At 74.8% G+C, this 24,144-nt stretch carries 25 protein-coding genes and 1 pseudogene; 14 read left to right on the forward strand and 12 right to left on the reverse strand.

All coding sequences use genetic code 11. The features are described 5' to 3' along the window. Positions 1–7: 7 nt before the first annotated feature. The 5 genes from FXF50_RS02310 to FXF50_RS02330 form a co-directional block, all read right to left on the reverse strand. A complete protein-coding gene (locus FXF50_RS02310; RefSeq protein ID WP_148425502.1) occupies positions 8–901 on the reverse strand; it encodes a Gmad2 immunoglobulin-like domain-containing protein in 894 nt (297 codons plus the stop codon). Continuing rightward, complete coding sequence (locus FXF50_RS02315; protein WP_148425503.1) at positions 889–2,280, reverse strand: HAMP domain-containing sensor histidine kinase; 1,392 nt, start codon at positions 2,278–2,280, stop codon at positions 889–891. Before FXF50_RS02315 ends, FXF50_RS02310 begins: the two co-directional genes overlap by 13 nt. 7 nt (positions 2,281–2,287) lie before the next feature. Then, positions 2,288–2,968, reverse strand: coding sequence for a response regulator transcription factor (locus tag FXF50_RS02320; RefSeq protein ID WP_148425504.1), 681 nt, complete (start codon positions 2,966–2,968; stop codon positions 2,288–2,290). Positions 2,969–3,060: 92 nt separating this feature from the next. After that, on the reverse strand, positions 3,061–3,615 hold the full coding sequence (locus FXF50_RS02325) for a hypothetical protein (RefSeq protein ID WP_148425505.1): 555 nt from the start codon (positions 3,613–3,615) through the stop codon (positions 3,061–3,063). Between the two features lie 117 nt (positions 3,616–3,732). Further along, a complete protein-coding gene (locus FXF50_RS02330; RefSeq protein WP_148425506.1) occupies positions 3,733–4,326 on the reverse strand; it encodes an HD domain-containing protein in 594 nt (197 codons plus the stop codon). 137 nt (positions 4,327–4,463) lie between these two features. On the opposite strand from FXF50_RS02330, the gene FXF50_RS02335 reads away from it, so the two are divergent. The 7 genes from FXF50_RS02335 (at position 4,464) to FXF50_RS02365 (ending at position 10,799) form a co-directional block, all read left to right on the forward strand. Next, the gene (locus FXF50_RS02335; RefSeq protein WP_148425507.1) at positions 4,464–5,423 is read left to right on the forward strand and encodes an LpqB family beta-propeller domain-containing protein; all 960 of its coding nucleotides are present in this window, start codon (positions 4,464–4,466) and stop codon (positions 5,421–5,423) included. 193 nt (positions 5,424–5,616) lie between these two features. After that, on the forward strand, positions 5,617–6,585 hold the full coding sequence (locus FXF50_RS02340; RefSeq protein ID WP_148425508.1) for an LpqB family beta-propeller domain-containing protein: 969 nt from the start codon (positions 5,617–5,619) through the stop codon (positions 6,583–6,585). 142 nt (positions 6,586–6,727) lie between these two features. Continuing rightward, entirely contained in the window at positions 6,728–7,519 is a 792-nt protein-coding gene (locus tag FXF50_RS02345) for a bifunctional 2-polyprenyl-6-hydroxyphenol methylase/3-demethylubiquinol 3-O-methyltransferase UbiG (protein ID WP_148425509.1), read from the forward strand. Between the two features lie 55 nt (positions 7,520–7,574). Next, entirely contained in the window at positions 7,575–8,576 is a 1,002-nt protein-coding gene (locus FXF50_RS02350) for a hypothetical protein (RefSeq protein ID WP_148425510.1), read from the forward strand. Then, entirely contained in the window at positions 8,573–9,226 is a 654-nt protein-coding gene (locus FXF50_RS02355; protein ID WP_148425511.1) for a hypothetical protein, read from the forward strand. Before FXF50_RS02350 ends, FXF50_RS02355 begins: the two co-directional genes overlap by 4 nt. Before the next feature lie 15 nt (positions 9,227–9,241). Then, entirely contained in the window at positions 9,242–10,144 is a 903-nt protein-coding gene (locus tag FXF50_RS02360; RefSeq protein ID WP_148425512.1) for an inositol monophosphatase family protein, read from the forward strand. Between the two features lie 16 nt (positions 10,145–10,160). Further along, positions 10,161–10,799 (forward strand): M23 family metallopeptidase, encoded by a 639-nt coding sequence (locus tag FXF50_RS02365; RefSeq protein WP_148425513.1) that lies wholly within the window; start codon positions 10,161–10,163, stop codon positions 10,797–10,799. A 12-nt stretch (positions 10,800–10,811) separates the two neighbouring features. Here the strand turns inward: FXF50_RS02365 and FXF50_RS02370 are convergent, their stop codons facing one another. Beyond that, a complete protein-coding gene (locus FXF50_RS02370) occupies positions 10,812–11,273 on the reverse strand; it encodes a hypothetical protein (RefSeq protein WP_148425514.1) in 462 nt (153 codons plus the stop codon). A 268-nt stretch (positions 11,274–11,541) separates the two neighbouring features. Here FXF50_RS02370 and FXF50_RS02375 point away from each other — a divergent pair. Further along, a pseudogene (locus FXF50_RS02375) lies at positions 11,542–12,334 on the forward strand (dienelactone hydrolase family protein); the annotation flags it as partial. Between the two features lie 9 nt (positions 12,335–12,343). Then, positions 12,344–12,469, forward strand: coding sequence for a hypothetical protein (locus FXF50_RS02380; protein ID WP_255509841.1), 126 nt, complete (start codon positions 12,344–12,346; stop codon positions 12,467–12,469). A gap of 36 nt (positions 12,470–12,505) precedes the next feature. Here FXF50_RS02380 and FXF50_RS02385 read toward each other — a convergent pair whose 3' ends face one another. The 4 genes from FXF50_RS02385 to FXF50_RS02400 form a co-directional block, all read right to left on the reverse strand. Continuing rightward, a complete protein-coding gene (locus FXF50_RS02385; protein WP_148425516.1) occupies positions 12,506–13,405 on the reverse strand; it encodes a GNAT family N-acetyltransferase in 900 nt (299 codons plus the stop codon). A 61-nt stretch (positions 13,406–13,466) separates the two neighbouring features. After that, positions 13,467–14,096, reverse strand: a complete 630-nt coding sequence (locus tag FXF50_RS02390; protein WP_148425517.1) for a class I SAM-dependent methyltransferase — start codon at positions 14,094–14,096, stop codon at positions 13,467–13,469. Next, positions 14,093–14,830 carry a DUF2064 domain-containing protein gene (locus tag FXF50_RS02395; RefSeq protein ID WP_148425518.1) on the reverse strand — a complete coding sequence of 246 codons (738 nt, stop codon included), beginning with the start codon at positions 14,828–14,830 and terminating at the stop codon, positions 14,093–14,095. Before FXF50_RS02395 ends, FXF50_RS02390 begins: the two co-directional genes overlap by 4 nt. After that, a complete protein-coding gene (locus FXF50_RS02400) occupies positions 14,827–15,501 on the reverse strand; it encodes a glycosyltransferase family 2 protein (protein ID WP_148425519.1) in 675 nt (224 codons plus the stop codon). Before FXF50_RS02400 ends, FXF50_RS02395 begins: the two co-directional genes overlap by 4 nt. Before the next feature lie 145 nt (positions 15,502–15,646). Between FXF50_RS02400 and FXF50_RS02405 the strand changes: the two genes are divergently transcribed. The 3 genes from FXF50_RS02405 (at position 15,647) to FXF50_RS02415 (ending at position 19,708) form a co-directional block, all read left to right on the forward strand. Further along, positions 15,647–17,110, forward strand: a complete 1,464-nt coding sequence (locus FXF50_RS02405; RefSeq protein ID WP_370464069.1) for a hypothetical protein — start codon at positions 15,647–15,649, stop codon at positions 17,108–17,110. Positions 17,111–17,302: 192 nt separating this feature from the next. Beyond that, positions 17,303–18,175: a class I SAM-dependent methyltransferase gene (locus tag FXF50_RS02410; RefSeq protein ID WP_187399479.1), complete on the forward strand. Its 873-nt coding sequence runs from the start codon at positions 17,303–17,305 to the stop codon at positions 18,173–18,175. Positions 18,176–18,379: 204 nt separating this feature from the next. Further along, positions 18,380–19,708 carry a radical SAM protein gene (locus tag FXF50_RS02415; RefSeq protein ID WP_148425521.1) on the forward strand — a complete coding sequence of 443 codons (1,329 nt, stop codon included), beginning with the start codon at positions 18,380–18,382 and terminating at the stop codon, positions 19,706–19,708. Positions 19,709–19,764: 56 nt separating this feature from the next. Here the strand turns inward: FXF50_RS02415 and FXF50_RS02420 are convergent, their stop codons facing one another. Next, positions 19,765–20,826: an NAD-dependent epimerase/dehydratase family protein gene (locus FXF50_RS02420; protein ID WP_148425522.1), complete on the reverse strand. Its 1,062-nt coding sequence runs from the start codon at positions 20,824–20,826 to the stop codon at positions 19,765–19,767. 175 nt (positions 20,827–21,001) lie between these two features. Here FXF50_RS02420 and FXF50_RS02425 point away from each other — a divergent pair, with 175 nt between their 5' ends. Next, positions 21,002–22,321 (forward strand): molybdopterin-dependent oxidoreductase, encoded by a 1,320-nt coding sequence (locus FXF50_RS02425; protein WP_148425523.1) that lies wholly within the window; start codon positions 21,002–21,004, stop codon positions 22,319–22,321. Then, positions 22,314–22,763 (forward strand): hypothetical protein, encoded by a 450-nt coding sequence (locus FXF50_RS02430; RefSeq protein ID WP_148425524.1) that lies wholly within the window; start codon positions 22,314–22,316, stop codon positions 22,761–22,763. Before FXF50_RS02425 ends, FXF50_RS02430 begins: the two co-directional genes overlap by 8 nt. 68 nt (positions 22,764–22,831) lie before the next feature. Here FXF50_RS02430 and FXF50_RS02435 read toward each other — a convergent pair whose 3' ends face one another. Further along, complete coding sequence (locus FXF50_RS02435) at positions 22,832–24,064, reverse strand: SLC13 family permease (RefSeq protein WP_148425525.1); 1,233 nt, start codon at positions 24,062–24,064, stop codon at positions 22,832–22,834. Positions 24,065–24,144 lie beyond the last annotated feature (80 nt).

The following is a 24,144-nucleotide window of genomic DNA, read 5'->3' on the forward strand; positions in this document are numbered from 1 at the left end:
TTTCGTGTCACCGGCCGGCGGACATGTGGACCGGGATGCGGACCACGTTGGTGCGGGAGCCGTCGCGCGCCGACACCTCGTACACCTCGATCGTGCCCGGTCCCGCCGCGGGGCGCCGGTAGCGGACGTCCACCCGGTAGCCGCCGCGGCAACCCGAGCCGCAGGACGCCGTGGTGAACGCCGTGCCGATCTCCTGGCCCGCCGCGTCCAGGACCCGGACGCTCACCGTCGCCTCGTACACGTCGGCGGTTCCGGTGACGGTGACCGGGCTGCCGACCCGGTCGCCGATCGCCGGCGCGGTCACCACGATCGGGGGCAGCAGGTCGGCGTAGTCGTCCCGCCCGGTCGCGGCGTCGGCCGGGGCGAAGGCGACCCGCCGGACGGTGGGGAACTGGGTGAGCGTCCAGACCACCTGGGCCCGGCGCAGCCGCGCGGTGGCCGCCCCGCCGGCGTCGAAGCCGGCCGGCGGCAGCAGCGTCGCCACCCCGCCGGCGATGCGGGTCACCTGCGTGCCGGCCGGGACCAGGGTGGTCAGGCCGGCGGCGGTCTCGGCCACCGAGGGGCCGGCGGCCAGTTCGGTGAGGACCAGCCGGGACGTGGCCACGGTGGCGGGCGACGCGCGCCGGGTGGGCACGAGTTTCCCGTTCCGGGCGAACCAGAGCTGCACGGTCAGCGTCCCGTCCGACCCGGTGGGCGCGGCGGTGGTCGGCGTACCCGTCGTGGCTCCTGCCGTCGGGCTGCGCGACGCGGACGGTGCCGGCGTGGTGGGGGCGCCGGTCGGTGCGGTGGCGGTGGTGGGTGACGGGCCGGCCGGGGCGGGCCCGAGGGTGCCGGTGCGCGGCGGGGCGCAGCCGGCGGCGAGCAGCAGCAGCGCGGTCAGCGGCAGGGTCAGGCGTCGCATGGCGGGCCCCCGGGGTCGAGCGGGAGGGTGAGGCGGAAGCGGGTGCCGCGGCCGACCTCGCTGGCCACGTCGAGCCGGCCGCCGAGCAGCCGGGCGTTCTCGCGGGCGATGGCCAGGCCGAGTCCGCTGCCGGGGCCGGTGCGGGCGGGGTCGACCTTGTAGAACCGGTCGAAGACGTGCGCCAGGTGCTCGGCGGGGATGCCGGGCCCGCGGTCGGCGACCTCGATGACGAGGTCGGCGCCGGTGTGCCGGAGTGCGGCGCGCAGGTCGCCGCCGCCGTGTTCCACCCCGTTGGCCACCAGGTTGGTGAGGATCCGTTCGAGCCGGCGCGGGTCGGTCACGACCGGCGGGGCGTCGCCGGTCACGGTGGCCCGGGCGGCGTCCCCGTGGCCGGCGACGATCCGGCGCAGCAGCGCGCCGGCGTCCACGGGACGGGTGGCGAGCACCTCCCGCCCGGCGTCCAGGCGGGATATCTCCATGAGCTCCTCGACCAGCCGGCGCAGCCGCACCACGTCCGCGACGAGCAGTTCGGCGGCCCGGCGGGCGTCGGCGGGCAGGGTGTCGAGCTGGTCGGCGAGCAGCGAGGCCGCCGCCACCAGGGCGGTGACCGGGGTACGCAGCTCGTGCGCCACGTCGGCGGTGAACCGCCGCTCTCGGGCCTGCGCCTGGGACAGTGCTTCGATCTTGGTTTCGAGGGCCTCGGCCATCTCGTTGAAGGAGGTGGCCCAGGCGCTGAACTCGTCCCGGCCGCGCACCGGCAGCCGGGTGTGCAGCAGCCCCTCGGCGACGGCCCGGGCGGCCCGGCTGGCCCGGCCGACGGGTTCCAGCGTGCGGCGGGCGAGGGCGTTGCCCACGCCGGCGGCGACCAGCACCACCACCGCCCAGCCGATCACCGAGGCGGTGCGGAGCTGGTCGAGGGCGTCGACGAGGTCGTCCTCGACGGTCACCACGTACAGCTCGGCGGTGGAGCCGGGGATGCGCCCGCCGACGACCAGCAGGTGCGGCCGGCCGGGGCTGCGCTGGAAGCCGAGCTGTCCGGCGGCGACGGTCGCCCGCAGGTCCGGGTCTGGGGTGGGCGCGTACCGGGGATTGGACGCCTGGGTGTCCCCGGTGACCAGCACCACGTGCCGGCCGGATTCCTCGAAGCTGGCCAGCAGGTCGGCGCGGCGGGCGTCGGTCAGGGGCAGGAACTGCGCGGCGACCACCAGCTGGTAGCGGGCGTCGGCCGCGGCGCGTTGCAGCGAGCCGTCGAACCGGGCCTGCCGCAGCATGACGTAGGACCCGGTGGCCAGGGCGCCGGCGGACATGCCGGCGACGAGGACGAACGCGACGACGAGCCGGCGTCGCAGCCGCCCGGGTACGACTCTGCCGGCCACCATGGCGCGCTCACCCCGTCGAGAGCTTGTAGCCGGCCCCGCGGACCGTGCGGATCAGGGTGGGCGCGCCCGGATCGTCCTCCACCTTGGCGCGCAGGCGCTGCACGGCGACGTCGACGAGCCGGGAGTCGCCGAGGTAGCTGTGTCCCCACACCCGGTCGAGCAGCAGCTCGCGGGTGAACACCTGGCCGGGCCGCCGGGCGAGTTCCAGCAGCAGCCGGAACTCGGTGGCCGTGAGGGTCAGCTCCCGGCCGTCCTTGCGGGCCACGAAGCGGGCCGGGTCGATCTCCAGCGGCCCGGCGGCCACGGTGGTCTCGGGAGCCGGGGCGACGGTCCGGCGGAGCACGGCGCGGACCCGGGCGACCAGCTCCGGCAGGTCGAACGGTTTGCGCAGGTAGTCGTCGGCCCCGCATTCCAGGCCGACCACCACGTCGATGGTGTCGGTACGGGCGGTGAGCATGAGGATCGGCACCTGACTGGTGCGCCGGATCTCCCGGCACACCTCGAATCCGTCGAGGCGGGGGAGCATCACGTCGAGCACGATGAGGTCGACCGGGCCGGCCCGCCACGCGGTGAGGGCGGCCGCGCCGTCGGCGGCGGTGTCCACCCGGAACCCGGCCCGGCGCAGGCCGAGGGCGGTCACCTCCCGGATGGAGGCGTCGTCCTCGACGACCAGCACGCGGCCCTCCATGACCACTCAGGGTAGTCCGGCGCCACGCTGCGGGGCGTGGGCGCAACGGACGGTGATGAGGGGCCGGTCGGCCCCTCTCACCTGCGGAACTGTCACGCCTGCCACTGGTGGGCCACGTCGATCACGATGCGGCTGTGCGTGCCGGGGCCGCTGAGCACGAAGACCCGGAACGGCAGTCGGGCGCGGACGCCCACCGCGAAGGTGGTGTAGCCCTCGAAGCTGCCGCCGAACACGACGTCCCGCAGCGTGCGGTAACCCAGCACGGTCGCGGCGTGCTCACCGGCGCGGTACGGCACGGTGGCGAGGTGCCCGTCGTCGTACGCCGGCGCCCGCAGCGACACCGACAGCAGCGCGCCGCCGGCGGTGTACGGGCTCAAGGCGAGCCCCTGCCCCTCGGTGTACGTCTCGCCGTAGGCGACGGAGTAGCCGTTGGCCGGCCCGGCGAACTCGAAGACGACCCGGTCCCAGCAGTCGTGCCGGCCGGTGCGGACCTCGATCAGCGGGTCGGAGCTGAGGGCGCCGGCCGACCTGGCCGTGCTGCCCCAGGCGATCCCGCAGTACGGCGCCGCCGCGGTCGCGCCGCTCGTGCCGGCGACCAGCCCGCCGAGCACGACGACCAGCGCCAGCAGTGTTCTCCTCAGTCTCATGGTGGCCTCCCTGGCGGTGTGCCGGGACCCCGTCCGGTGTCCCTGCCCCGACGGTCGGCGCGCCGTGCCACAGCGGCTTCGCAGCCGGGTAACCGCCGGGTAACAGCGGTACACGGGTCAGCCGTGCACCGGGTGCTCGGCTTGGAAGGCGAGCCGGCGGTCGGCGCCGGCGGCCAGCCCGGCGAGCACGTCGTCGAGGTCGAGGAACGCCTGCCAGGCCGGCTGCCCGGTGATGTCGGCGAGCCGGTCCACCACCAGCTCCTCCAGGTCGGTGACGCGCCTGCCCTTCCACACCTTGTCGGCGAGGCTGACCAGGAGGTCCTCCAGCTGCACGCCGGGCGCGTGCCAGGCCGCGTGGGTGACGGCGAAGCGGGCCCGCTCCTCGGGGACGCCGAAGCGCAGCAGCAACTGGTAGCCCGCCTCCTCGTGGGCCGAGCCGGGCCCGGACAGCTCCCCGGGGTGCTCGACCTTGCCCAGGTCGTGGATCGCCGCCCCGAACAGCACCGCCTGCCGGTCGAACGGCACCAGCGGGAAGCGGTCGGCGAACGCCACGGTGAGCTGCCGGGCCACGTCGTGCACCAGCCGCAGGTGCGCGGCGAGCCGGGGCGGCGCGTCGAGGGCGGCGAGCAGTTCGGCGGCCACACCGGGCAGGGGGAGCACCGGCGGGTCGCCCGGGTCGGTGAGGGCACGGCGCAGCGCGTCGGAGGTCACCGGGGCGAGGGTACGCGCCCGCGGGGCCGTGACCACACGGGATGACCGTGTGGCCGACGGCGGACCGGCCACTCGTCCGATCCCGTGGTGAGCGTCCGTTCAGGAGGGTGGAGCGACGTCTATCACGGGGGTGTTTCATGACCGAGTTGAATCGCCGTGCCCTGCTGCGTGCCGCCGCGCTGGCCGGGGCGGCCACGGCGACCGGGCTGGCCGGCGGCCTGACCGCGGCGGCATCCGCCGGTGCGGCGGAGACCACCGAGGTGGTCAACGGGCCGTGGCTCGTCACGGGTAGCGCCGGAGTTCTCCAGATAAACCCGGGTCACACCACGCCGCAGGTGCTGCTGTCCAACGGCTACGACGCCACCACCTCGCCGGACGGCCGGTACGTGGCCGTGAACAACCTGCGCTACGCGGGCGAGACCGGGTCGAACCTGTCGCTGTACGACCGGGTGACCGGTGAGGTCCGGAAGGTGATCAGCGACCCGTTCGGCGTCTCGTACGAGTGGCCCACCTGGTCCCCGGACGGCACCGAGGTCGCGCTGGTCGTCGACCGCGAGACGCTGGTCGCGGTGAACGTGGCCACCGGCGCGCGGCGGGTGCTCGTCCAGGGACACACGATGTACCGCCCCCACTGGTCCCGCGACGGCTCCATGATCGTCATGCAGTGGATCAGCCGCTCGGAGGGGCACCAGTTGCGGATGCTGGAACTCGCCACCGGGCGGGTGCGGCGGGTCTACCAGCCCGAGGAGGGTGAGCGGTTCGGCTGGCCGGTCTTCATGCCCAACTCGGAGCGGGTGGTGTTCTGCACCAACCGCTGGTACCGCGACGTCGACCTGCCGCTCGGTGAGGACTCGCTCGCGTCGGTGCGCATCGACGGCACCGGCCTGAAGAAGCTCACGGACGAGCCGCGGATGTACCTGTCGCCGGTGTTCTCGCCGGACGGCCGCTACTGCGCGGCCCTGTCGGTGCCGCCCACCAACGAGTACCCGGACGGCGGCAACATCATCGTCTCGACAAGCGGCTTCGGCGAGCAGTGGTGGATCCCGGGCGACGAGTACGACGACAGCATGCGGGTGGACTGGGCCCGCGCCATCTGAGCACGACCCGCGACGCGGCGGCCGGGACCCGGCCGCCGCGTCGGCGTGTCCCGGGACCGGGACCGCGCTGCCGGGCGGGGCGCGCTACGCGGTGCGCGGTGACCGCACGGCCGACCGCGGACCGGCTGCTCGTCCGATGCCGCCCCGGTCCTCCCTTCAGGAGGGTGGAGCGACGTCTATCACGGGGGTTTGCATGACTGAGATGAATCGACGGGCCCTGCTGCGTACCGCCGCGCTGGCCGGCGCGGCCGCCGCGACCGGCCTGGCCGGCGGGTTGACGGCCGCCGCGCCCGCCGTCGCGGCGGAGACCACCGAGGTGGTCAACGGGCCGTGGCTGGTCAGCGTCGGCTGGGGCGTGCTCCAGGTCAACCCCGGCCGCACCACGCCGCAGCGGCTGCTCGACGACGGCGACCAGGCCACCACGTCGCCCGACGGCCGCTACGTGGCCTGGAAGAACACCGCCTGGTCGGGCGACGGTCGTCTCCTGCCCTACGTGTCGCTGTTCGACCGGGTCACCGGCGAGATCCGGCAGCTGCTCGGCGGTCAGCCCGGCGTCCACTACGGCGCACCGACCTGGTCCCCGGACGGCACCCAGATCGCCCTGGTCACCGGGTCCGAGGACGACACGCTGATCGCGGTCGACGTGGCCACCGGCGGCACGCGGGTGCTGGTCCAGGGCCACGCCATGGCCCAGCCGAACTGGTCCCGCGACGGCTCGATGATCGTCATGCGCTGGCGCAGCCGGTCCGAGGGCCTGCAGTTGCGCACCCTGGAGTTGGCCACCGGCAAGGTACGGCCGGTCTACCAGCCCGACGCGGGCGAGCTCTTCGGCTGGCCGGTCTTCATGCCCAACTCCGAGCGGGTGGTGTTCTGCACCAATCGCTGGTACCGCGACACCGACCTGCTGGGCAACCAGTCGCTGGCGTCGGTGCGGATCGACGGCTCCGGCCTCAAGAAGCTCACCGACGAGCCCCGCACCTACGCGTCCCCGGTCTTCTCGCCCGACGGGCGCTACTGCGCCGCGCTGTCGGTGCCCCCGACCAACGAGTACCCGGACGGCGGCAACATCGTGGTCTCGACCAGCGGCTTCGGCGACCAGTGGTGGATCCCCGGCGACGAGTACGACGACAGCAGCCGGCTCGACTGGGCCCGCGCCATCTGACCTGACACCCGCGACGCGGCGGCCGGCATCCCGGCCGCCGCGTCCGCGTACCCGGGTGGATTTCCGGGCCGCCGGGCGGGAGCGGTGCGAGGCTGGAGACGGGCGCCGCCGACGGGGGCGACGACCGCAGTGGAGGGGTGCGATGGCCGAGCCGCCGACCGGGACCTCCTCGCGCAGCGCGCAGGCGCACGGCCGCCGCGCCAACCGGCGCAGCTACCACGACGGCGCGCAGGTGAACGGGTACGTCGACGACCCGTACCACCGGATCCGCCGGGCGGTCGCGGCCCGGCTCATGGTCGACGGCGTGCCACCGGGACGGCCCGTGCTGGAGCTGGGCTGCGGCCCGCGCAGCATGCTCGACCCGGCGGCGCTGCCCGGCCCGCTCGTGGTGGCCGACATGGCCGAGACCGCGCTCGGCGCGGCCCGGCGCGCCGCCGGCGGCGCGGCCCTGCCGGTCTGCCTCGACGCCACCCGCGGCCTGCCGTTCCGCGCCGGCAGCTTCGCCGGCCTGCTCACCGGCGAGCTCATCGAGCACGTCTACGACCCGCTCGCGCTGCTGCGCGAGTGCCACCGGGTGCTCGCCCCGGGCGGCCTGCTCGTGCTGACCACCCCCAACCTGGCGCCGGCGCAGGACCGGCTGGCCTTCCTCGCCGGCCGGGCGCCCCGCCAGGTGGACCCGCTGCACCCCTACCTGTGGCTGCACATCCGGCCGTTCACCGCGTCGCTGCTGCGGCGGGTGCTGTGCCGGGCCGGCTTCGCGCCGCTGGCGATCCGGTCCAACGAGGTCGGCTGGCGACTCCCGGGTGGACGGTGGGTCACCTCCCGGCTGCTGGCCCGGGTCGCGCCGGGGCTCGGCGGCTCGCTGATCTGCGCCGCCCGGCGCACGGCGGAGACGCCGTCACTGCGGGGTGCGGGTCACCCGAACAGCGCGTGATGGTGATATTGACAAAGGGCTATCATGAAGGTTCCGTCGTCGACCGGGGGATGCCATGGCGCGCCTGTTCACCTGGGTCGTCAACAATCTCGACGCGTTCATCGGCCTGCTGCTGGCCGTGACCGTGGCCGTCCTCGGCCTGACCAACACGGTCAGTCAGGACGTGGTCAACAGCGCCATCCTGCTGGTCCTCGCGGTGCTCGCACAGGCCGTGCTGCGCGACCGGCTGCGCCGGGAGACCGCCCAGCACGAGGTGCGCGAGGTCATGCGGGCGACCCGTGACCGGCTCACCGAACTGGTCCCGCAGATGCACGAGATCACCGGCCCGGACGGGGCGCTCAACCGGGCCCGCGACGCGATCGACAGCGTCTCCATGGTGCGGGTGCTGCACGGCAGCGAGGTCGGCCGGGCTCTCGCCGAGGCCCGCCAGCACACCGACTCGTGGGCGTTCAAGGGCGGGACGGGCACCTTCACCCGGGCGGTCACCCTGCCGCAGTGCCTGGAGCACGCCCGCCGGCGCAACGCCACCCTGAGCTTCGCCATCGAGATCATCGACCCGACCGACGAGGACGTCTGCGAGCGCTACGCGCGGTTCCGCCGCAGCCTCGACCCCGACGCGCCGGGGGAGCGGTGGACCGTCGACCGCACCCGCAAGGAGTCCTACGCGACCGTTCTGGCGGCCTGCTGGCACCTGCAACGCTCCGGGCTGCTCACCGTCGAGGTCCGGCTCTCCGCGCAGATGACCACCTTCCGCTACGACCTCTCCTCGTCCTGCGTCATCATCACGCAGGAGAACCCGCAGACACCGGCCCTGCGGATCGACCGCAGGGAGCTCTACTACAACCGGTTCAACATCGAGCTGGACTACAGCCGCAAGCAGAGCCGCCGGGTGCCCATCGAGGCGGCCGCGACGGTGAAGCTGGACGACGAGCCCTCCGTCGAGCAGGTGCGCAAGCTGTTCGCCGCGCTCGGGCTGCCGCTGCCCCGGTCCTTCGGCGACCGCGAGGTCGCCGACATCGTGAGCCGGGCCATCCAGGCGAGGAACCCGTACGAATGATGACCTACGCCGACCTCGAACGGGAGATCGACCGGGGCGCCCGGCCGGAGCTGCTGCGCGGCTGGGTGCTCGACGTCCTCGACGACGTCGCCGCGGGGCGGCGGCCACTGCTGGCCGTCCGCCACCCGCTCGGCTTCACCTGCCTGCCGGTGGAGCGCACCGGCCCCGACGGCATCTGCGTGCACGCCTGGCCGGCCGACCCGCCGCCGGTGCGGCCCAGCACCTCGACCATGCACTCGCACAGCTGGGACCTGCTCAGCCACGTGCTGCACGGCACGGTCCGCAACGAGCTGATCGAGGTGACCGACGCCCCGGCCGACCCGGCCTGGCGGATCTACGAGGTGCACAGCCGCGGCGACGTCGACGAGATGGCGGCCACCGACCGCCTGGTCACCGCCGTGACCGCCACGGTGGAGACGCACACCGCCGGCGACTCGTACGCGCTGCGCGCCGGCGGCTTCCACACCTCGGAGGTCGACGCCGGCGAGCCGGCGGTGACCGTGGCGCTCGGCCGGACCACCCCCGGCGTGTGCGACCTGAGCCTCGGCGCGGTGGACGGGCGCAGCCACCGGATACGCCGGGACCGCTGCGACCCGGCGGAGACGGCACGGATGGCGCGGGAGATAGCGCGACTGGTGGCACGGGGTTGACTGGCTGGAGGAGCCATGGACAGGGAGCCGAACAGAGGCGGGCCCGACCTGCGCGACGCGCACCGGTTCGCCGTGGAGGCGGCCCAGGCGGCCGGGCGGCTGCTGCGCCGGGGCACCCGGGGAGAGCTGCACGCCCGGGCCAAGAACGACACCGGTGACCTGGTCACCGACCTGGACCTGGCCGCCGAACGGCTGATCGTCGACCGGATCCGGGCCCGCTGGCCGGAGCACGGGGTGATCGCCGAGGAAGGCGGCGAGTACGCGGCCGACACCTCCTGGGCCTGGCTGGTCGACCCGCTCGACGGCACCAACAACGTGGCCATCGGGCTGCCCGCGTACGTGGTGGGGATCGCCCTCTGCGACCAGGGCTCGCCGGTGCTCGGCGTGGTGCACGACCCGGTCGCCGGCCGCACCTGGTCCGCCGTGCGCGGCGGGGGCGCCTTCGTGCACGGGTCCGGGCCGGCCGGCCGCCCCCTGCACGCGCCCCGCCGCCCGGTGCCGACCGCGCCGGTGCTGGCCTGGACGCAGGGACACGAGGTGGCCCGGGACGACAGCACCGCCCGCGCGCTGAAGGTCGTGCTCGACACCACCGCCCGCCGGGTGCTGCAACTGTGGGCGCCACTGCTGTCCTGGGTGATGCTGGCCCGCGGCGACATCGACGGCATCGTGGGCTACCGGCCCGAGGCGGTCGACCTGCCGGCCGGGATGCTGCTGGCCGCCGAGGCCGGCATGGTGGTCCGCGCCCTCGACGGCGGCTGCTTCGACGACCGGTACGGCTGCCCGGCGGACCGGCGCAGCTTCGTGGCGGGGCCGCCGGAGACCATCGACCGGCTGGTCAAGCTGGTCACCGCGGCCCAGTGGATCGAGCCGCAGGTCCGCCAGCTCACCCCGATCAGCCTCTCCACCGTCGGCTGGTAGGGGCATACTCGGGGCGGTGACGACCGGCAAGCCAGACCGACCCCGCGACCGGCGCCGTGTCGTACGCGTCGTTCTCGCGCTCGGCGGGGCCGCGGCCGTTCTCGCCCTCGCCGTGGTCGTCGTGCCCCTGCTGCGGCCGCCGGGCCCGCGCCCGCCGTTCCAGCTCCCCGTGTCCTGCGGTGAGACCTGGCGGCTGGGCACCTACCCCGGCCACGACGACTTCGACGTCGACCTGTTCCCCACGGAAGGCGACGCGTGGGGGCGGCCGGTGCTCGCGTCCCACGCCGGCACGGTCACCGTGGCGGGGATCAACGGGTCCCTGGGTGGGCGTACCCCCGAGAACCCGAAGGGTCCCCGCGGCCGTGGGGGAGGGTACTGGGTGAAGATCGACCACGGTGGACGGTGGGAGACGCAGTACCTGCACCTGCTCGAACCGCCTCTGGTCCGGGCCGGACAGCGGGTCGCTCAGGGTGAGCAGCTGGGGCGGGTGGGCAGCACGGGCAACTCCGGCGCGCCGCACCTGCACTACGAGCAGCACCGGGGCCGGGAGAAGGTCGAGACGTGGTTCGACGGTGTGCCGTCGGGCATCACGGACGACGACACCGAGTACAGCGTCACGCTCACCAGCGACAACTGCCCGGCCAGTCGGCCCTAGATAGCGACCTGCTCACTTGGTGACGTGAAAGTCGGGGTGCGCGATCCAGGCGGCCATCGCCGCCGCGTCGAGATAGACCGCGTCGCCGACCGGGATGCAGCGGCCTGCGTCCGCAAGGCGGTGGAGGAGTTCTGCGGCGGGCGGGCCGTGAAACTCGACGAACACCCAGCCGCCGGTCCGCTGCGCGACTCGCTGAGCCATCCGGGCGAGGGCCGGACGGCCGGCGAGGTCGCTGACGAAGATGTGCAGCCCGACGTCGCAGCGCATGGTCACCCCGATTGCCCGCTCCACGACTCGCAGCTCCTCGGGATCGGTCTCGGCGTCCGGCGACTGGAGGTGGTAGCCGTAGGGCAGGCCGTCGGCGGAGTACCAGTCGGTCGGGTCCGGCTCATACCGGATCAGGCCTTCGGCGGTCATCTCCTCGACCAGGATCGGTTCGACCCGCTCGGCCGGGTAGGGAGTCAGGACGCTCAAGGCTGTTCCACCCACAGGCGAGGAGTAGACAGCACTCCGGCTCGCCTTGCCACCCATATCGGGCGGTTCGCCACCGCTCTGCGGGCCGTCCGCCCTGTGGGTCGATCTTGCACCGACGCGGGTGAGCCCTTCGTGATAGCTTCTGCGTCGCTGTGCGCTGCTGCGACCTGAGGAGGTGAGACCGATCAACGCTGTGACAGGTCGGGGCTCCCTCCCTCGCGCGGCCTAGGGAGTGCCCGCAGAAGGCATCCCGAAAGGCTCGACAGCTATGCGTGTGAACCCCGCGACGTCGTCGGACGGCGTCTCCGAACAGCTCTTCACCCTCGGCGAGATCCCCGGCGTGCTGTGGACGCCGGAAGGCGGCGCCGGCACGCGCCCCCTCGTCCTCATGGGACACGGCGGCGGCCAGCACAAGAAGGCCCCCGACATCGTGGACCGCGCACGCCGCTTCGTGGCGGAGTGTGGCTTCGCGGTCGCGGCGGTGGATGTGCCGGCCCATGGCGACCGGCCGAAGGAGGAGGAGTACGACCGGATCGCGACCGAGAACCAGGCTCGCGCGGATGCCGGAGAGGAACTGGCTCCGCTCATCGCCGAGTTCCAGGCGCTCGTGGCCCGCCAGACCGTCCCGGAGTGGCGGGCCGTCCTGGACGCGGTCCAGGAGCTCGACCACGTCGGCCCGGGTCCGGTGGGCTACTGGGGAGTGTGTTTGGGCTGCGGCCTCGGCGTTCCGTTCGTCGCCGCCGAACCCCGGGTCCGTGCGGCGGTGCTCGGGCTGGGCGGGGCGCTGGCCTCGGCGGAGGCCGCCGCTCGGATCACCGTCCCGGTGGAGTTCCTGCTCCAGTGGGACGACGAGCGGGTGCCGCGGGCCCAGGGCCTGGCGCTGTTCGACGCCCTGGGCTCGCCCGAGAAAACCCTGCATGCCAACACCGGCGGGCACGGCGACATGCCGGCCTTCGAACTGGACAGCACGCTGCGGTTCTTCGCCCGGCACCTCGGCTGACCCGCTGGCCCGTGGTCCGGGACGCGCCGATCGGGATCCGCTCCCGATCGGCGCGCCCGGCGCCGCCGGGGTGCTGGTCAGCGCGGCCGGCCGGCCGCTGTCGGTGATGGCGTTCACGGTCACCGGCGGGCGGATCGCCGCCATCGACGTGATCGCCGACCCGGAGCGGCTGGCCGCGCTCGACGTCGCCAGCTGATCCCCGTACCGGCGGCTCGGGGCCGGCCGGCCCGGGTCAGGGCACGATGACCAGGTTGGCCATGTCGACCACCGGCCGGTAGCCGAGGTTCGCGTAGATCCGGTTCGAGGTCGGGTTGGCCTGGTCGGTGAAGAGGCACACCCGGGCGCCCTCGGCCCGCAGCAGCCGGGAGACCTCCGCGACCGCGTTGCTGGCCCAGCCGTGCCCGCGCTGCTCCGGCGGGGTGTAGACGGGGCCGATCCGGGCGACGCCGAACGACGGCGGGTTGGCGGCGGTGAGGTGCACCCGCCGGCCCGCCTCGTCGGTCCAGAACCACACCCGCCCGCCCCGGATCCGGCGCAGCAGCTCGGCCCGGTCGGGGGTCTCGTGCGCGCTGACGCCGCGCGGGCGGCCCGCCTGCTCGTCGGCGTCGGCCATGAACGCGTCGAACCACTCGGCAAACAGGTCGACGTCGTCCTCGGTGGCGACCGCCAGGGCGCCCGGCACCCGCGCCGGCGGCACCAGCTCGCCGAGTTCGTGCAGTCGGGTGTGCTGGGCGACCTCGACCCGGCCGCCGCCGAGCCGGGTCACCTCGGCGGCGCACCGCCGGACCGTGGGCAGCGCGCCGTTGACGGCGCGCACTTCCTCCCCGCGCTCGTGCCACACCCGGGCCAGCGCCACGGCTGCCTCGTCGGGCATCGGCAGCAGGAACGGCGGGCGCGGCGCGAAGGGTGCCGCCCGCATCCCGGCGCCGACGACCGCGCCGGACGCGTCCCGGACCACCAACCACCAGTCGTCCTCGGGCGGCGCGACCCCGTCGGCGCGCCGGGCCAGCGTCCGGTGCGCCAGGGTGGCCACGACCGTGCCGACCACCGGGTTCGCCGCCAGGTGGTCACCGGCGGCGGCGAGGAACTCGCCCGGATCGGTGCAGAAGTGCAGGGTCGGTTCGTCGTTCATGCGCCGCACGGTAGCCCGCCGCCGTGCCGCGGCCGTACCGGATTTCCCGCGCGGCGGCGGGTCAGCCGGCGGCCAGCTCGGCGAACCAGCGCCGGCCGGCCAGGTGGAGTTCGCGGACCACGAGGCCGGCCGTCGCGGCGGGCTCGTGCACGGCCAGGGTGTCCAGCCGCGCCCAGCCGAAACTCGGCCCCCGGCGCTGCCCGGACACCACGCGCGCCCGACCCTGCCAGGTGCCGCTGCCGGGCGGGTCCAGCTCGACGAGAACCGTGCCGTCCGGGCGGAGCAGCTCCCGGCACCGGCGCAGCAGCCGCGCCGGGTCACCGCCGATGCCGATGTTGCCGTCCAGCAGCACCACGTGCCGCCACCGGCCCTCGGCGGGCAGCGGGCCGAAGAGGTCGGCCTGGACCGCGACGGCCCCCCGCGCCCGGGTCAGCGCCACCGCCCGGGCCGAGACGTCGACCCCCACGGTGGTCAGCCCGGCCCGGGCCAGCGCCACGGTGAGCCGGCCCGGCCCGCAACCCAGGTCCAGCGTCGGGCCGGCGCACCGGGACACCACCGCGGCGGTCGCCGGTTCGGCCGGCCCGTGCCACCGCTCCACCGGCAGCCGGCGGCGGGTCCCGTCGGCCTGCACCAGCCAGTGCGCGTCGGCGTCCCGGTGGCGCAGCGCGGTGCCGAAGCCGTCGGCGGTCACCGCCGGCCCCCGACCGGCCGGGCTGGCCGCAGGGGGCCCGCCTCCCGGGTCCGCCGCGCGACGGCGACCTCCCCGGCCCGCAGGGCGGACACCTCCCGGGCGAACCGGCCGGTGGGGGCCAGGCCGGCCACCGCGAGCGCGTCGGCCCAGTCGTCCACGTCACGCAGCACCGGCAGCGTCCCGATCCGCAGGCCACGGCCGGCCAGCGCGGCCCGGGTGCGCCGCCCGGTGTCGGGGGTGGACATGGGCACCCCGCGCAGCGCCGCCGCCTGCCGGGGGTCGCGCAGCCCCAGCGCCCACCAGCCGCCGTCCGCGGCCGGGCCGAGCACCGCGTCGGTCGCCGGCGCGCCGAGCCGGCGTACGGCGGCGGCCAGCACCGCCGCGGTGAGCTGCGGGGTGTCCATGCCGATCTGGAGCACCGGCCGTCCCGGGTACGCGGCGGCCACGTCGGCGTGCGCGTGGACGAGCCGGTCGGCGAAGTCGTCGCCGCGCTGCGCCAGCACCGGCCAGCCGGCGACCGCGGCGGCCAGGTCCGGCCCGTCCTCGGCGTCGGCGAACCGTCCGGCCAGCGCCAGCACCGGGACGACGCCCGGCGTGGCGGTGACCGCGCCGAGGGTGTCGCGCAGCGCGGCGGCGGCGATCCGGGCCGCCTGCGCGGGCTCGGCGGGCGGGCAGAGCCGGGTCTTGACCGCCCCTGCCACAGGCGCCTTGGCCACCACCAGCAGGACGGTCACCGCGGGCCGTCCACGCTGCGCAGCACCGCCAGGAAGTCCCGGGTGGCGCGGACCGTGCCGCGGACCGAGCCGGAGACCTTGGACCGGGTCCCGGCCGCGCGCGGCGCGTAGCGGACGTCCCGCTCGTGGATCCGCCAGCCCGCCGCGGCGGCCCGGATCATCAGTTCGAGGGGGTAGCCGAAGGCCCGGTCGGTGACCCCGAGGGCGAGCAGGGCGTCCCGCCGGGCCACCCGGATCGGGCTGAGGTCCCGCAGCGGCACCCCCCGCTGCCGCAGCAGCGCGGCGACCAGCGCCGTGCCGGCCCGGGCGTGCCACGGCCAGGCCCCGGCGGACACCGGCCGGCGCCGGCCCACCGCCAGGTCGGCGGCACCGGACGCCACCGGTGCGACCAGGGTGGGCAGCTCGCCCGGGTCGAAGGAGCCGTCGGCGTCGAGCACGCAGACCAGCTCGGTCTCGGCGTGTTCGAGGCCCGTGTGCACGGCCGCCCCGTAGCCGCGGCGAGGTTCCCGCACCACCCGCGCGCCGTGCCGGGCGGCCACCTCCGGCGAGCCGTCCCGGGAGCCGTTGTCCACCACGATCGCCCGGTAGCCGGGCGGCAGCGCGGTCAGCACGCCGGGCAGGGCGGCGGCCTCGTCCAAGCACGGCAGCACCACGTCGATCTGTGTCGGCATGCCGCCGACGCTAGGCCGGTGCGCTCCCGGCAAGGCCCCGATCGTGCTTACGGAACCCTTACCGAGCAGGCATTTCTTACCATCCGGTGACGCGAGGGCGGTTCCGCCCGTCCGGTGGCCCGACGGGCCGTACCGTCCGGTCGTCATGAGACCCGCAGCCACCCTGCCCCGCGTCCCCGGCCCGCGGCGGACCACCCCGGGGCACCGCGGCGATTTCGTCGTGCTGGCCGTCGAGGCGGTGCTGCTCGCCGCCGCGGTCGCCGTCGGGCTGGTGCTCAACCGCCGCGGCGCGGGCCTGCACGCCGACGCCGCGCCGCTCTACGCCACCTGGCGGCCGCACGTCGGCTGGGGCACCCCGCTCGCCGTGCTGGTCGCCGTGGTCGTGCTCGGCCCGGGCCTACGCTGGGCGCGGACCGCCCGCTGGGCGGCGCTGCTGGCCGCCGGCTGGCTGGCCGCGGTGGCCTGGACGCTGTCGCTGGCCCTGGTGGACGGCTGGTCGGCCGGGCTGACCCGGCGGCTCACCCCGCAGGCGGAGTACCTGCACGAGGTGCCCGGCGTCGCCGAGATCCCCCGGATGCTGGCCGGCTTCACCGACCGGATCCTCGACTTCCAGCCCGACTCGTGGTCCACCCACACGGCCGGGCACCCGCCGGGCGCGCTGCTGGTCTTCGTCTGGCTGGACCGGATCGGCCTGGGCGGCGGCACCGCCGCGGCGCTCTGCTGCGTGCTGGTGGGCGCGACCGCCGCGGTCTCGGTGCCGGTGACCCTGCGCGCGCTGGGCGCCGCCGACGCGGCGCGCACGGTGCTGCCGTTCCTGGTACTGCTGCCCGGCGCGGTCTGGCTGGGCGCGTCCGGCGACGCCGTCTTCACCGGCGTGGTCGCCGCCGGCCTGGCCCTGCTGGCGGCACGAGGGACGGTCGCGGCGCTGGCCGGCGGGCTGCTGCTCGGCTTCGCGCTGCACCTGTCGTACGGGTTCGTGCTGGTCGGGGTGCTCGCGCTGGCCGTGCTGGCGCTGCGCCGCGACCGGCGCCGGGCCGCGCTGCTCGCCGCGACGGCCGGCGTCGCCGCCGTGACGGCGCTCTTCGCGCTGGCCGGTTTCCGGTGGTGGGAGGGGTACGACCGGGTCGTCGAACGCTACTACCAGGGCTGGGCGGCCGAGCGCCCGTACGCGTACTGGGTGTGGGCGAACCTGGCGGCGCTGCTGCTCTCCGCCGGACCGGTGCTCGGCCCCGCGCTGCGCCGCACGGTGCTCGCGGCTCGGGCCGCCTGGCGGTCACCGGGCTCCGCGCCGGGCGGCCCGCTCGGTGACCGGGTACCCGGCCGGCCGGACGTCGGGCCCGGCGCCACCGTCCGGCCGGGCGGGCGGTGGGCGGCGCGGGTGACGGCCCTCGGGCCGGCCGTCCTGCTGCCGGCCGCCGCGGCGCTGGCGGTGGCCGCCGCGGACCTGTCCGGGATGAGCAAGGCCGAGGTGGAGCGGATCTGGCTGCCGTTCGTGGTCTGGCTGCTGGTCGCCGTGGCCCGCCTGCCGGCACCGACCCGCCGCTGGTGGCTGGCCGCCCAGGCCCTCACCGCGCTGGCCGTCAACCACCTACTCCTCACGGTCTCCTGACGCGCCGCCGGCGTACCGAACCAGCGGGTCACGTGTGGGGATGGCTGGTGATGCCGTCCAGAACGGCGACCAGGTTGTGGTGGAAGGTCTCCTCGGCGTCGAGGTGGGCGCCGTCGACGACGAGCCGGGCGACGGTGGGGTAGCGCTACGTCATGCGCATGGCTGTATGTGCGCCGGGGTTACGGTGGCCCGGTGACGACGGACAAGTGGGCACAATGGCTCCTGACCCGCCGAGACGGCAACAGCCCGATCTTGCGTGCCCGCTACGCCCCGGAGCTGGCGGCGTTTCGCGACGGCGTCCTTGATCGAGCTGGCCTGGAGCCCGACGACGTGGTCCTCGACGTGGGCTGCGGGACCGGACTGATCGGGTTCGGTGCGCTTGATCGGCTCGGCCCGGACGGTCACGTCATCTTCAGCGATGTCTCACAGGACGTGCTCGACGAGTGCCGGCGCACCGCCGGCGGCGACGGGCGGTGCAGCTTCATGGTCGCGTCGGCCGATGATCTAGCCGGTATCGCTGACGCCTCCGTCGACGTCGTGACCACTCGATCGGTGCTCATCTACTCCGATCGCAAGGCCGCCGCCTTCGCCGAGTTCTTCCGGGTCCTGCGGCCGGGCGGACGGATCTCCCTCTTCGAGCCCGTCAACCGCTTCGTGATGCAGCGGCGCCCCGACGATCTGTTCGGCTTGGGCAACTCGCCGGTGAACGACCTGATCGCCAAGGTACGCGACGTTTACCGGAGCACCACCGAGGAAACCACGCGACCGATGACCGACTTCGACGAGCGTGATCTCGTCGACTGGGCGGTGACCGCAGGCTTCGACGCGGTGGAACTGGACTACCGTGCCCAGGTCGACGTGCCCGCTGAGCCGATCGCGGACTGGGAGACGCTCAAGTGCGTCGCGCCCAACCCCCTGGTCCCGACGTACGGCGAAGCGATCGCTGCCGCCCTGAACGACGAAGAACGCGAGCGTCTCGACGCGCACATGAACGCCCTGGCCGCCACCGGCACCCCAACGCGCCGCACGATGGCCACGGCGTTCCTCCGCGCACAGCGACCCTGAACTCGCCTCGCCATGAAAGATCAGTAACGGGCGGGTGGGTGCGGAGCGGATCGCGTCGACCAGGCCCGATGAGCGTCGGAGGTCACCCCTCACTCGCGGCGCGGGAGCGGGTAGCGTCGGCCGAGCACAACGATGCCAGCGGCCGCCGGCCTGGTTGATGCTGTTTTCGCGGCGGCGTAGTCACGACGGATCGAGGGAGCGCGCATGCAGACCCGCACGGATCTCATCGAGGACCTGATGGGGCGGTTCCCGCACATCCCGCCGGAGGCGGTCATCAAGGAGGACCTGCTGCGTGGCGGCATGGCCTTCGACGACTCGGCGCTGACCGACAACGAGAACGGCGACGTCAAGCCGAAGTCGTACTTCATCTTCTCCTTCGACCATCGGACCTTGCCGGAGTTGGGCACGGCCGCTCTGCGCCGGCCACCGGAGGAGATCGTGCTCACCGGCGGCCCGTACGGGTTGCGGCGCACCGTCGTGTCGGTGCGCGTCAATCCCGACTCGCCGTACCGGGTGAAGGACGACGGGAGTGGCGCCCTCCAGCTGTTCCTGGACGACCGGCCGATCGCGTACGTCGGTCTGCCACCGATGCCCGAGTACTACCGGCACCGACTCGCCAACGGCAAGTCGGTCATGGAGGTCGCGCCCACGATCCAGTGGGGCTACCTGATCTACCTGACCGTGTTCCGGGTCTGCCAGTACTTCGGCGCCAAGGAGGAGTGCCAGTACTGCGACATCAACCACAATTGGCGCCAGCACAAGGCGGCCGGCCGACCGTACACCGGGGTCAAGCCGATCGACGAGGTGCTGGAAGCGATGGAGATCATCGATCGGTACGACACGGCCGGGGCCTCGCGTGCGTACACCCTCACCGGCGGCAGCGTCACCTCCAGGGTCGACGGGCTGGCCGAGGCGGATTTCTACGGCCGCTATGCCAAGGCCATCGAGGAGCGGTTCCCGGGCCGGTGGATCGGCAAGGTCGTCGCCCAGGCGCTGCCGAAGGACGATGTGCAGCGCTTCCACGACTACGGCATCCGCATCTACCACCCGAACTACGAGGTGTGGGACAAGCGGCTCTTCGAGCTGTACTGCCCGGGCAAGGAGCGGTACGTGGGACGCGAGGAGTGGCATCGCCGGATCCTCGACTCCGCCGACATCTTCGGGCCGCGCAACGTGATCCCGAACTTCGTCGCCGGGGTCGAAATGGCCGCGCCGTTCGGATTCGCGACGGTTGACGAGGCGATCGATTCGACCGGCGAGGGCCTGGAGTTTTTCATGTCCCGCGGTATCACCCCACGGTTCACCACATGGTGCCCGGAGCCGACGACGCCGCTGGGCCGTACCAACCCGCAGGGCGCCCCGCTGGAGTACCACATCCGCCTGCTGGAGGTCTACCGGGCGACGATGGAGGCGAACCGGCTGTCCAGCCCGCCGGGCTACGGCCCGCCCGGCGCCGGCAACGCGGTCTTCTCAGTCAGCTCCTTCATGGACAGCCTCCCGGCCGAGGGAGGTCTGACAGCCACCCCGGCGTGACGCACCACCGAGCGGCGCGGCAGTCGGATCATGATCAACGGGGGAATGGGCAGGAGTCAGGCCGGTAGGGCGGCGGGTTCGCGGAGGGGGTCGGTGGCGAAGGCGGTCACGCCCTCGGTGAAGGTGACCCGGGCGGTGTAGCCGAGCAGGTCGCGGGCCCGGGTCGGGTCGGCCACCACGTGCCGGACGTCGGCCGCCCGCGCCCCGCCGACCACCTCGGGCTCGGGGCCGCCCATCGCCCCGGCCAGGGCGGCCGCCAGGTCGCCGACGGTGTGCGGCTCGCCGGAACAGACGTTCACCGGAACCAGCCCGTCCGGGGTGGGCGCGGTGAGCGCCAGGAGGTTGGCCCGGGCCACGTCGGTGACGTGCACGAAGTCGCGGCGCTGCCGGCCGTCCTCGTACACCCGGGGCGGCCGGCCGTCGGCGAGCGCCGAGCGGAACAGCGAGGCGACCCCGGCGTACGGGGTGTCGCGCGGCATCCGGGGGCCGTAGACGTTGTGGTAGCGCAGGGCCCACACCCCGCCCCCGGTCTGCCGGGCCCAGGCCGCGGCGTAGTGCTCCTGGGCGAGCTTGCTGGCCGCGTAGGTGCTGCGGGGCTCCAGCGGGGCGCCCTCGGGGACCAGGGCCGGGTCGAGGGTGCCGCCGCAGGCCGGGCAGGTCGGGTCGTACCGGCCTGCGGCCAGGTCGGCGGGCCGGCGCGGGGCGGGGCGGACCACGCCGTGCCGGGCGCAGGTGTAGCGCCCCTCGCCGTAGACCACCATCGAGCTGGCCAGCACCAGCCGGGACACCCCGGCCCGGTGCATGGCGGCGAGCAGCACCGCCGTGCCGTGGTCGTTGTGGCCGGCGTAGTCCGGGGCGTCGGACGGGTCCAGCCCGTGCCCCACCATGGCCGCCTGGTGGCACACCGCGTCCACCCCGGACAGCAGTCGGTCCAGCAGCGCGGCGTCACGGACGTCGCCGACCACCGGGTCGTGCGGCCGGGACCACTCCGGCAGCGCGCCGCCGTGCGCCTGGGGCAGCAGCGCGTCCAGGCAGACCGGCTCGTGGCCCTCGACGGCCAGCAGGTCGGCGATCTGCGATCCGATGAAGCCGGCCGCGCCGGTGACCAGTACGCGCATGCGGTCAGGCTAGGGCACCTCGTGGTCCGGTTCGGGCGGTTCCCGGCGGACGTCAGCGGTCCGTAAGAGACGGCGGCGGTAAGGGTTCGGTAATGCGGCAAACCGGACCGGCGAGCGGGCGCGGCGTCTAGCGTCCTGCTGAAGACACCCGCAGCGCGGACCGGGAGGAGGAGACGTGCCCGCCAGCCCGCCCCCACCGGACGACGCGCCGTCGGCCGCTCCGGCGGCGCTCTGGCGCGGCCTGGCCCGGCACCGCCCGCCCGGGGTCGACGCCGCCGACCGGGCCTGGCACAGCCCGGTCCGCGGACCCTGGCTGACCTCGGTCCTCGGCGCCGTCCTGCTGGCCACCCTGCCCCTGGTGATCGTCACCGGGCTGCTCGACTGGATCGCCTACGGGCCCCGCCTCGACCAGGCGTTCCCCCGGGACGTGGGCTGGCTGCACCCGCCGGTCTTCGACTGGCCGACCCGGCCCGCCTGGCTGTTCCGCCTGACCCAGGGGCTGCACGTGACGCTGGGGATCGTGCTGGTCCCGGTGGTGCTGGGCAAGCTCTGGTCGGTGGTGCCGAAGCTCTTCGACTGGCCGCCGGCCCGCTCGGCCGCCCAGGCGCTGGAGCGGCTGTCGTTGCTGCTGCTGGTCGGCGGGATCCTCTTCCAGACGGCCACCGGGCTGCTGAACATCCAGTACGCGTACCTGTTCGGCTTCGACTTCTACACCGCGCACTGGTACGGCGCCTGGATCTTCACGGCCGCGCTGGTCACCCACGTGGCGATCAAGCTGCCCCGGATGCTCACCGCGCTGCGCGGGCCGGGCTTCGCGCGTACCCCGGTGGAGCGGACCCGCCCGGAGCCGGCGGATCCGGACGGGCTGGTGGCGCGGCGGCCCGGGCCGGCGACGATGAGCCGGCGCGGGGTGCTGGCCCTGGTCGGCGGCGGGGCGCTGCTGCTGGCGGCGCTGACGGTCGGGCAGAGCGTCGACGCGCTGCGCCGCACCGCGCTGCTCCTGCCGCGCGGCCGGCGGATCGACGACGGGCCGACCGGCTTCCCGGTCAACCGCAGCGTCGCGGCGGCCGGCGTGACCCCGGAGCAGACCGGGCCCGGCTGGCGGCTCACCCTGCGCGCCGGGAACCGCACGGTCGCCCTGGACCGGGCCCGGCTGCTCGCCCTGGCACAGCACACCGCCGTCCTGCCGATCGCCTGCGTGGAGGGCTGGTCCACGTCGCAGAGCTGGACCGGGGTCCGGCTGCGCGACCTCGCCGCCCTGGTCGGGGCGGCCGGTCCGGCCACCGCGCGGGTGCGGTCGCTGGAGCGCGCCGGCCTGTTCCGCGAGGCCGTCCTGCACGGCGGCCAGGTGACGGACCCGGACGCGCTGCTCGCCCTGCGGGTCAACGGCGTCGACCTGAGCCCCGACCACGGCTACCCGGCGCGGGTCATCGTGCCGGCGCTGCCCGGGGTGCACTGCACGAAGTGGGTGGCGGAGATCGTGTTCGATGGCTGAGTTCCGGCGGACCTACGGCGCCGCGTCCTGGCACCTGCTGCTGCTGGCCGGCTGTTTCGCGGTCACCGGCTGGATCGCGCTGCGGCTGGCCGGCGAGGCGTCGGCCCTTCGCATGCTGCTCTGGTTCCTCGGCGCGGTGATCGCGCACGACCTCGTGCTCTTCCCGGTGTACGCGTCGCTCGACCGGGTGCTGCGCCGGGCCCTGGGGCGGCGCGGCGCCCCGTCGCCGCTGAACCACGTCCGGATCCCGGCGCTCGGCGCCGGCCTGCTGTTCCTGGTCTACCTGCCCGGGATCCTCGGCCTCGGTGACGGCACCTACCTGGCGGCGACCGGCCTGGCGCCCCGGGCCATGCTCGGCCGGTGGCTGGCGGTCAGCGCGGCCTTGTTCGCCGGGAGCGCGCTGCTCTACGCCGCCCGCCGGCTGGCCCATCGGGCCCGCTGACCGCGACGGTCAGGGGGCGATGCGCAGCTTGCGGATCTGGGCGTCGTCGTAGTCCTCGAACCGGAACGTCAGGAGCCCGGGCCGACCAGCAGGGCGGCCACGGTGGCCGTGGTGACGAGGACGGCGAGCGCGGCGCTGGTGGCCACGAACCGGCCCAGCGGCACGGCCACCCCGGCGGCCCGGCAGCGCTCGTACCAGATCAGTGTCGCCAGCGAGGCCCACGGGGTGGCGAGCGGGCCGACGTTGGTGCCGACCAGCAGGGCCAGCAACTGGGTGTGGTTGCCGGTGGCGATGACCGCCTCGCCGGCCAGGTACGCGGGCAGGTTGTTGACCACGTTGGCGAAGAGCGCGCCGACGCCACCGGCCCGCAGCGCGCCCGCCGCGCCGGGGTCGGGGCCGATCAGCGTGCCCATCACGGTGTCCAGGCCGTGCCGGCCGACGGTCTGCACCACCAGGAACAGCCCGACCACGAAGACCAGCAGCCGCCACGGGACCAGGGCGAGCCGCAGGCTGCCCCGGGCGCGCACCGCGAAGCCGGCGACCAGGATCGCGGCGGCCACCCCGGAGGCGACGCCGATCTCGACACCGACCAGGATCCCGGCGACGAAGAGCAGGCAGGCGGCGAGCGCGGTGCGGTAGAGCACCGGGTCCGGCGGCACGTGCGGCGGCGGCGGGACGAACGGGTCGGCGCCGGCCCGGGCCGGCCGCCAGTACCACCACCAGAGCAGCGCCATGGTGATCACGATGGCCACGAGCTGCGGCCACCACATCCGGGCCGCCCAGGGCACCGGGTCCAGGCCGACGCGGTCGCTGGCCAGGATGTTGGTCAGGTTGGACACCGGCAGCAGCAGGCTCGCCGTGTTGGCCAGCCAGACCGTGGTCATGGCCAGCGGGGTCGGCGGCACGCCCAGCTTGCGGGCCAGGGCGATCATCACCGGGGTGAGCAGGACGGCCGTGGTGTCCAGGTTGAGCGCGATGGTGGTCACCGAGGCGAACCCGACGCAGAGCCAGAACAGCGCCCGGTAGCTGCCCCGGGCGGTGATCGCCACCCGGGCGGCGAGCGCGTCGAAGACCCCGGCCACCGCGGTCAGTTCGGCCAGTACCACCACCGTGCCCAGGAAGATCAGGATGGGCACGATCCGGCGTACGGTGGCCTCGGCGTCGGCGCGGGGGAGCAGTCCGGTGAGGACGCAGAGGACGCCCACCACGGCCAGCCCCAGCGCGATCCAGTCCAGGACGTGCAGGCGGCCCCAGCGGCTCCGGTCCGGTGCGGCGGACGGCGGCTCGCCCACGGTCTCCACGAGGGATGATCCTCGCACACGCCCGCCCGCCCCGACCGGCCTGACGCGAGCGCCGCAGCGGCTGCCGAGGGTGTCCACGG

The sequence above is a fragment of the Micromonospora sp. AP08 genome, assembly GCF_008085935.1.
Lineage (GTDB): Bacteria > Actinomycetota > Actinomycetes > Mycobacteriales > Micromonosporaceae > Micromonospora > Micromonospora chersina.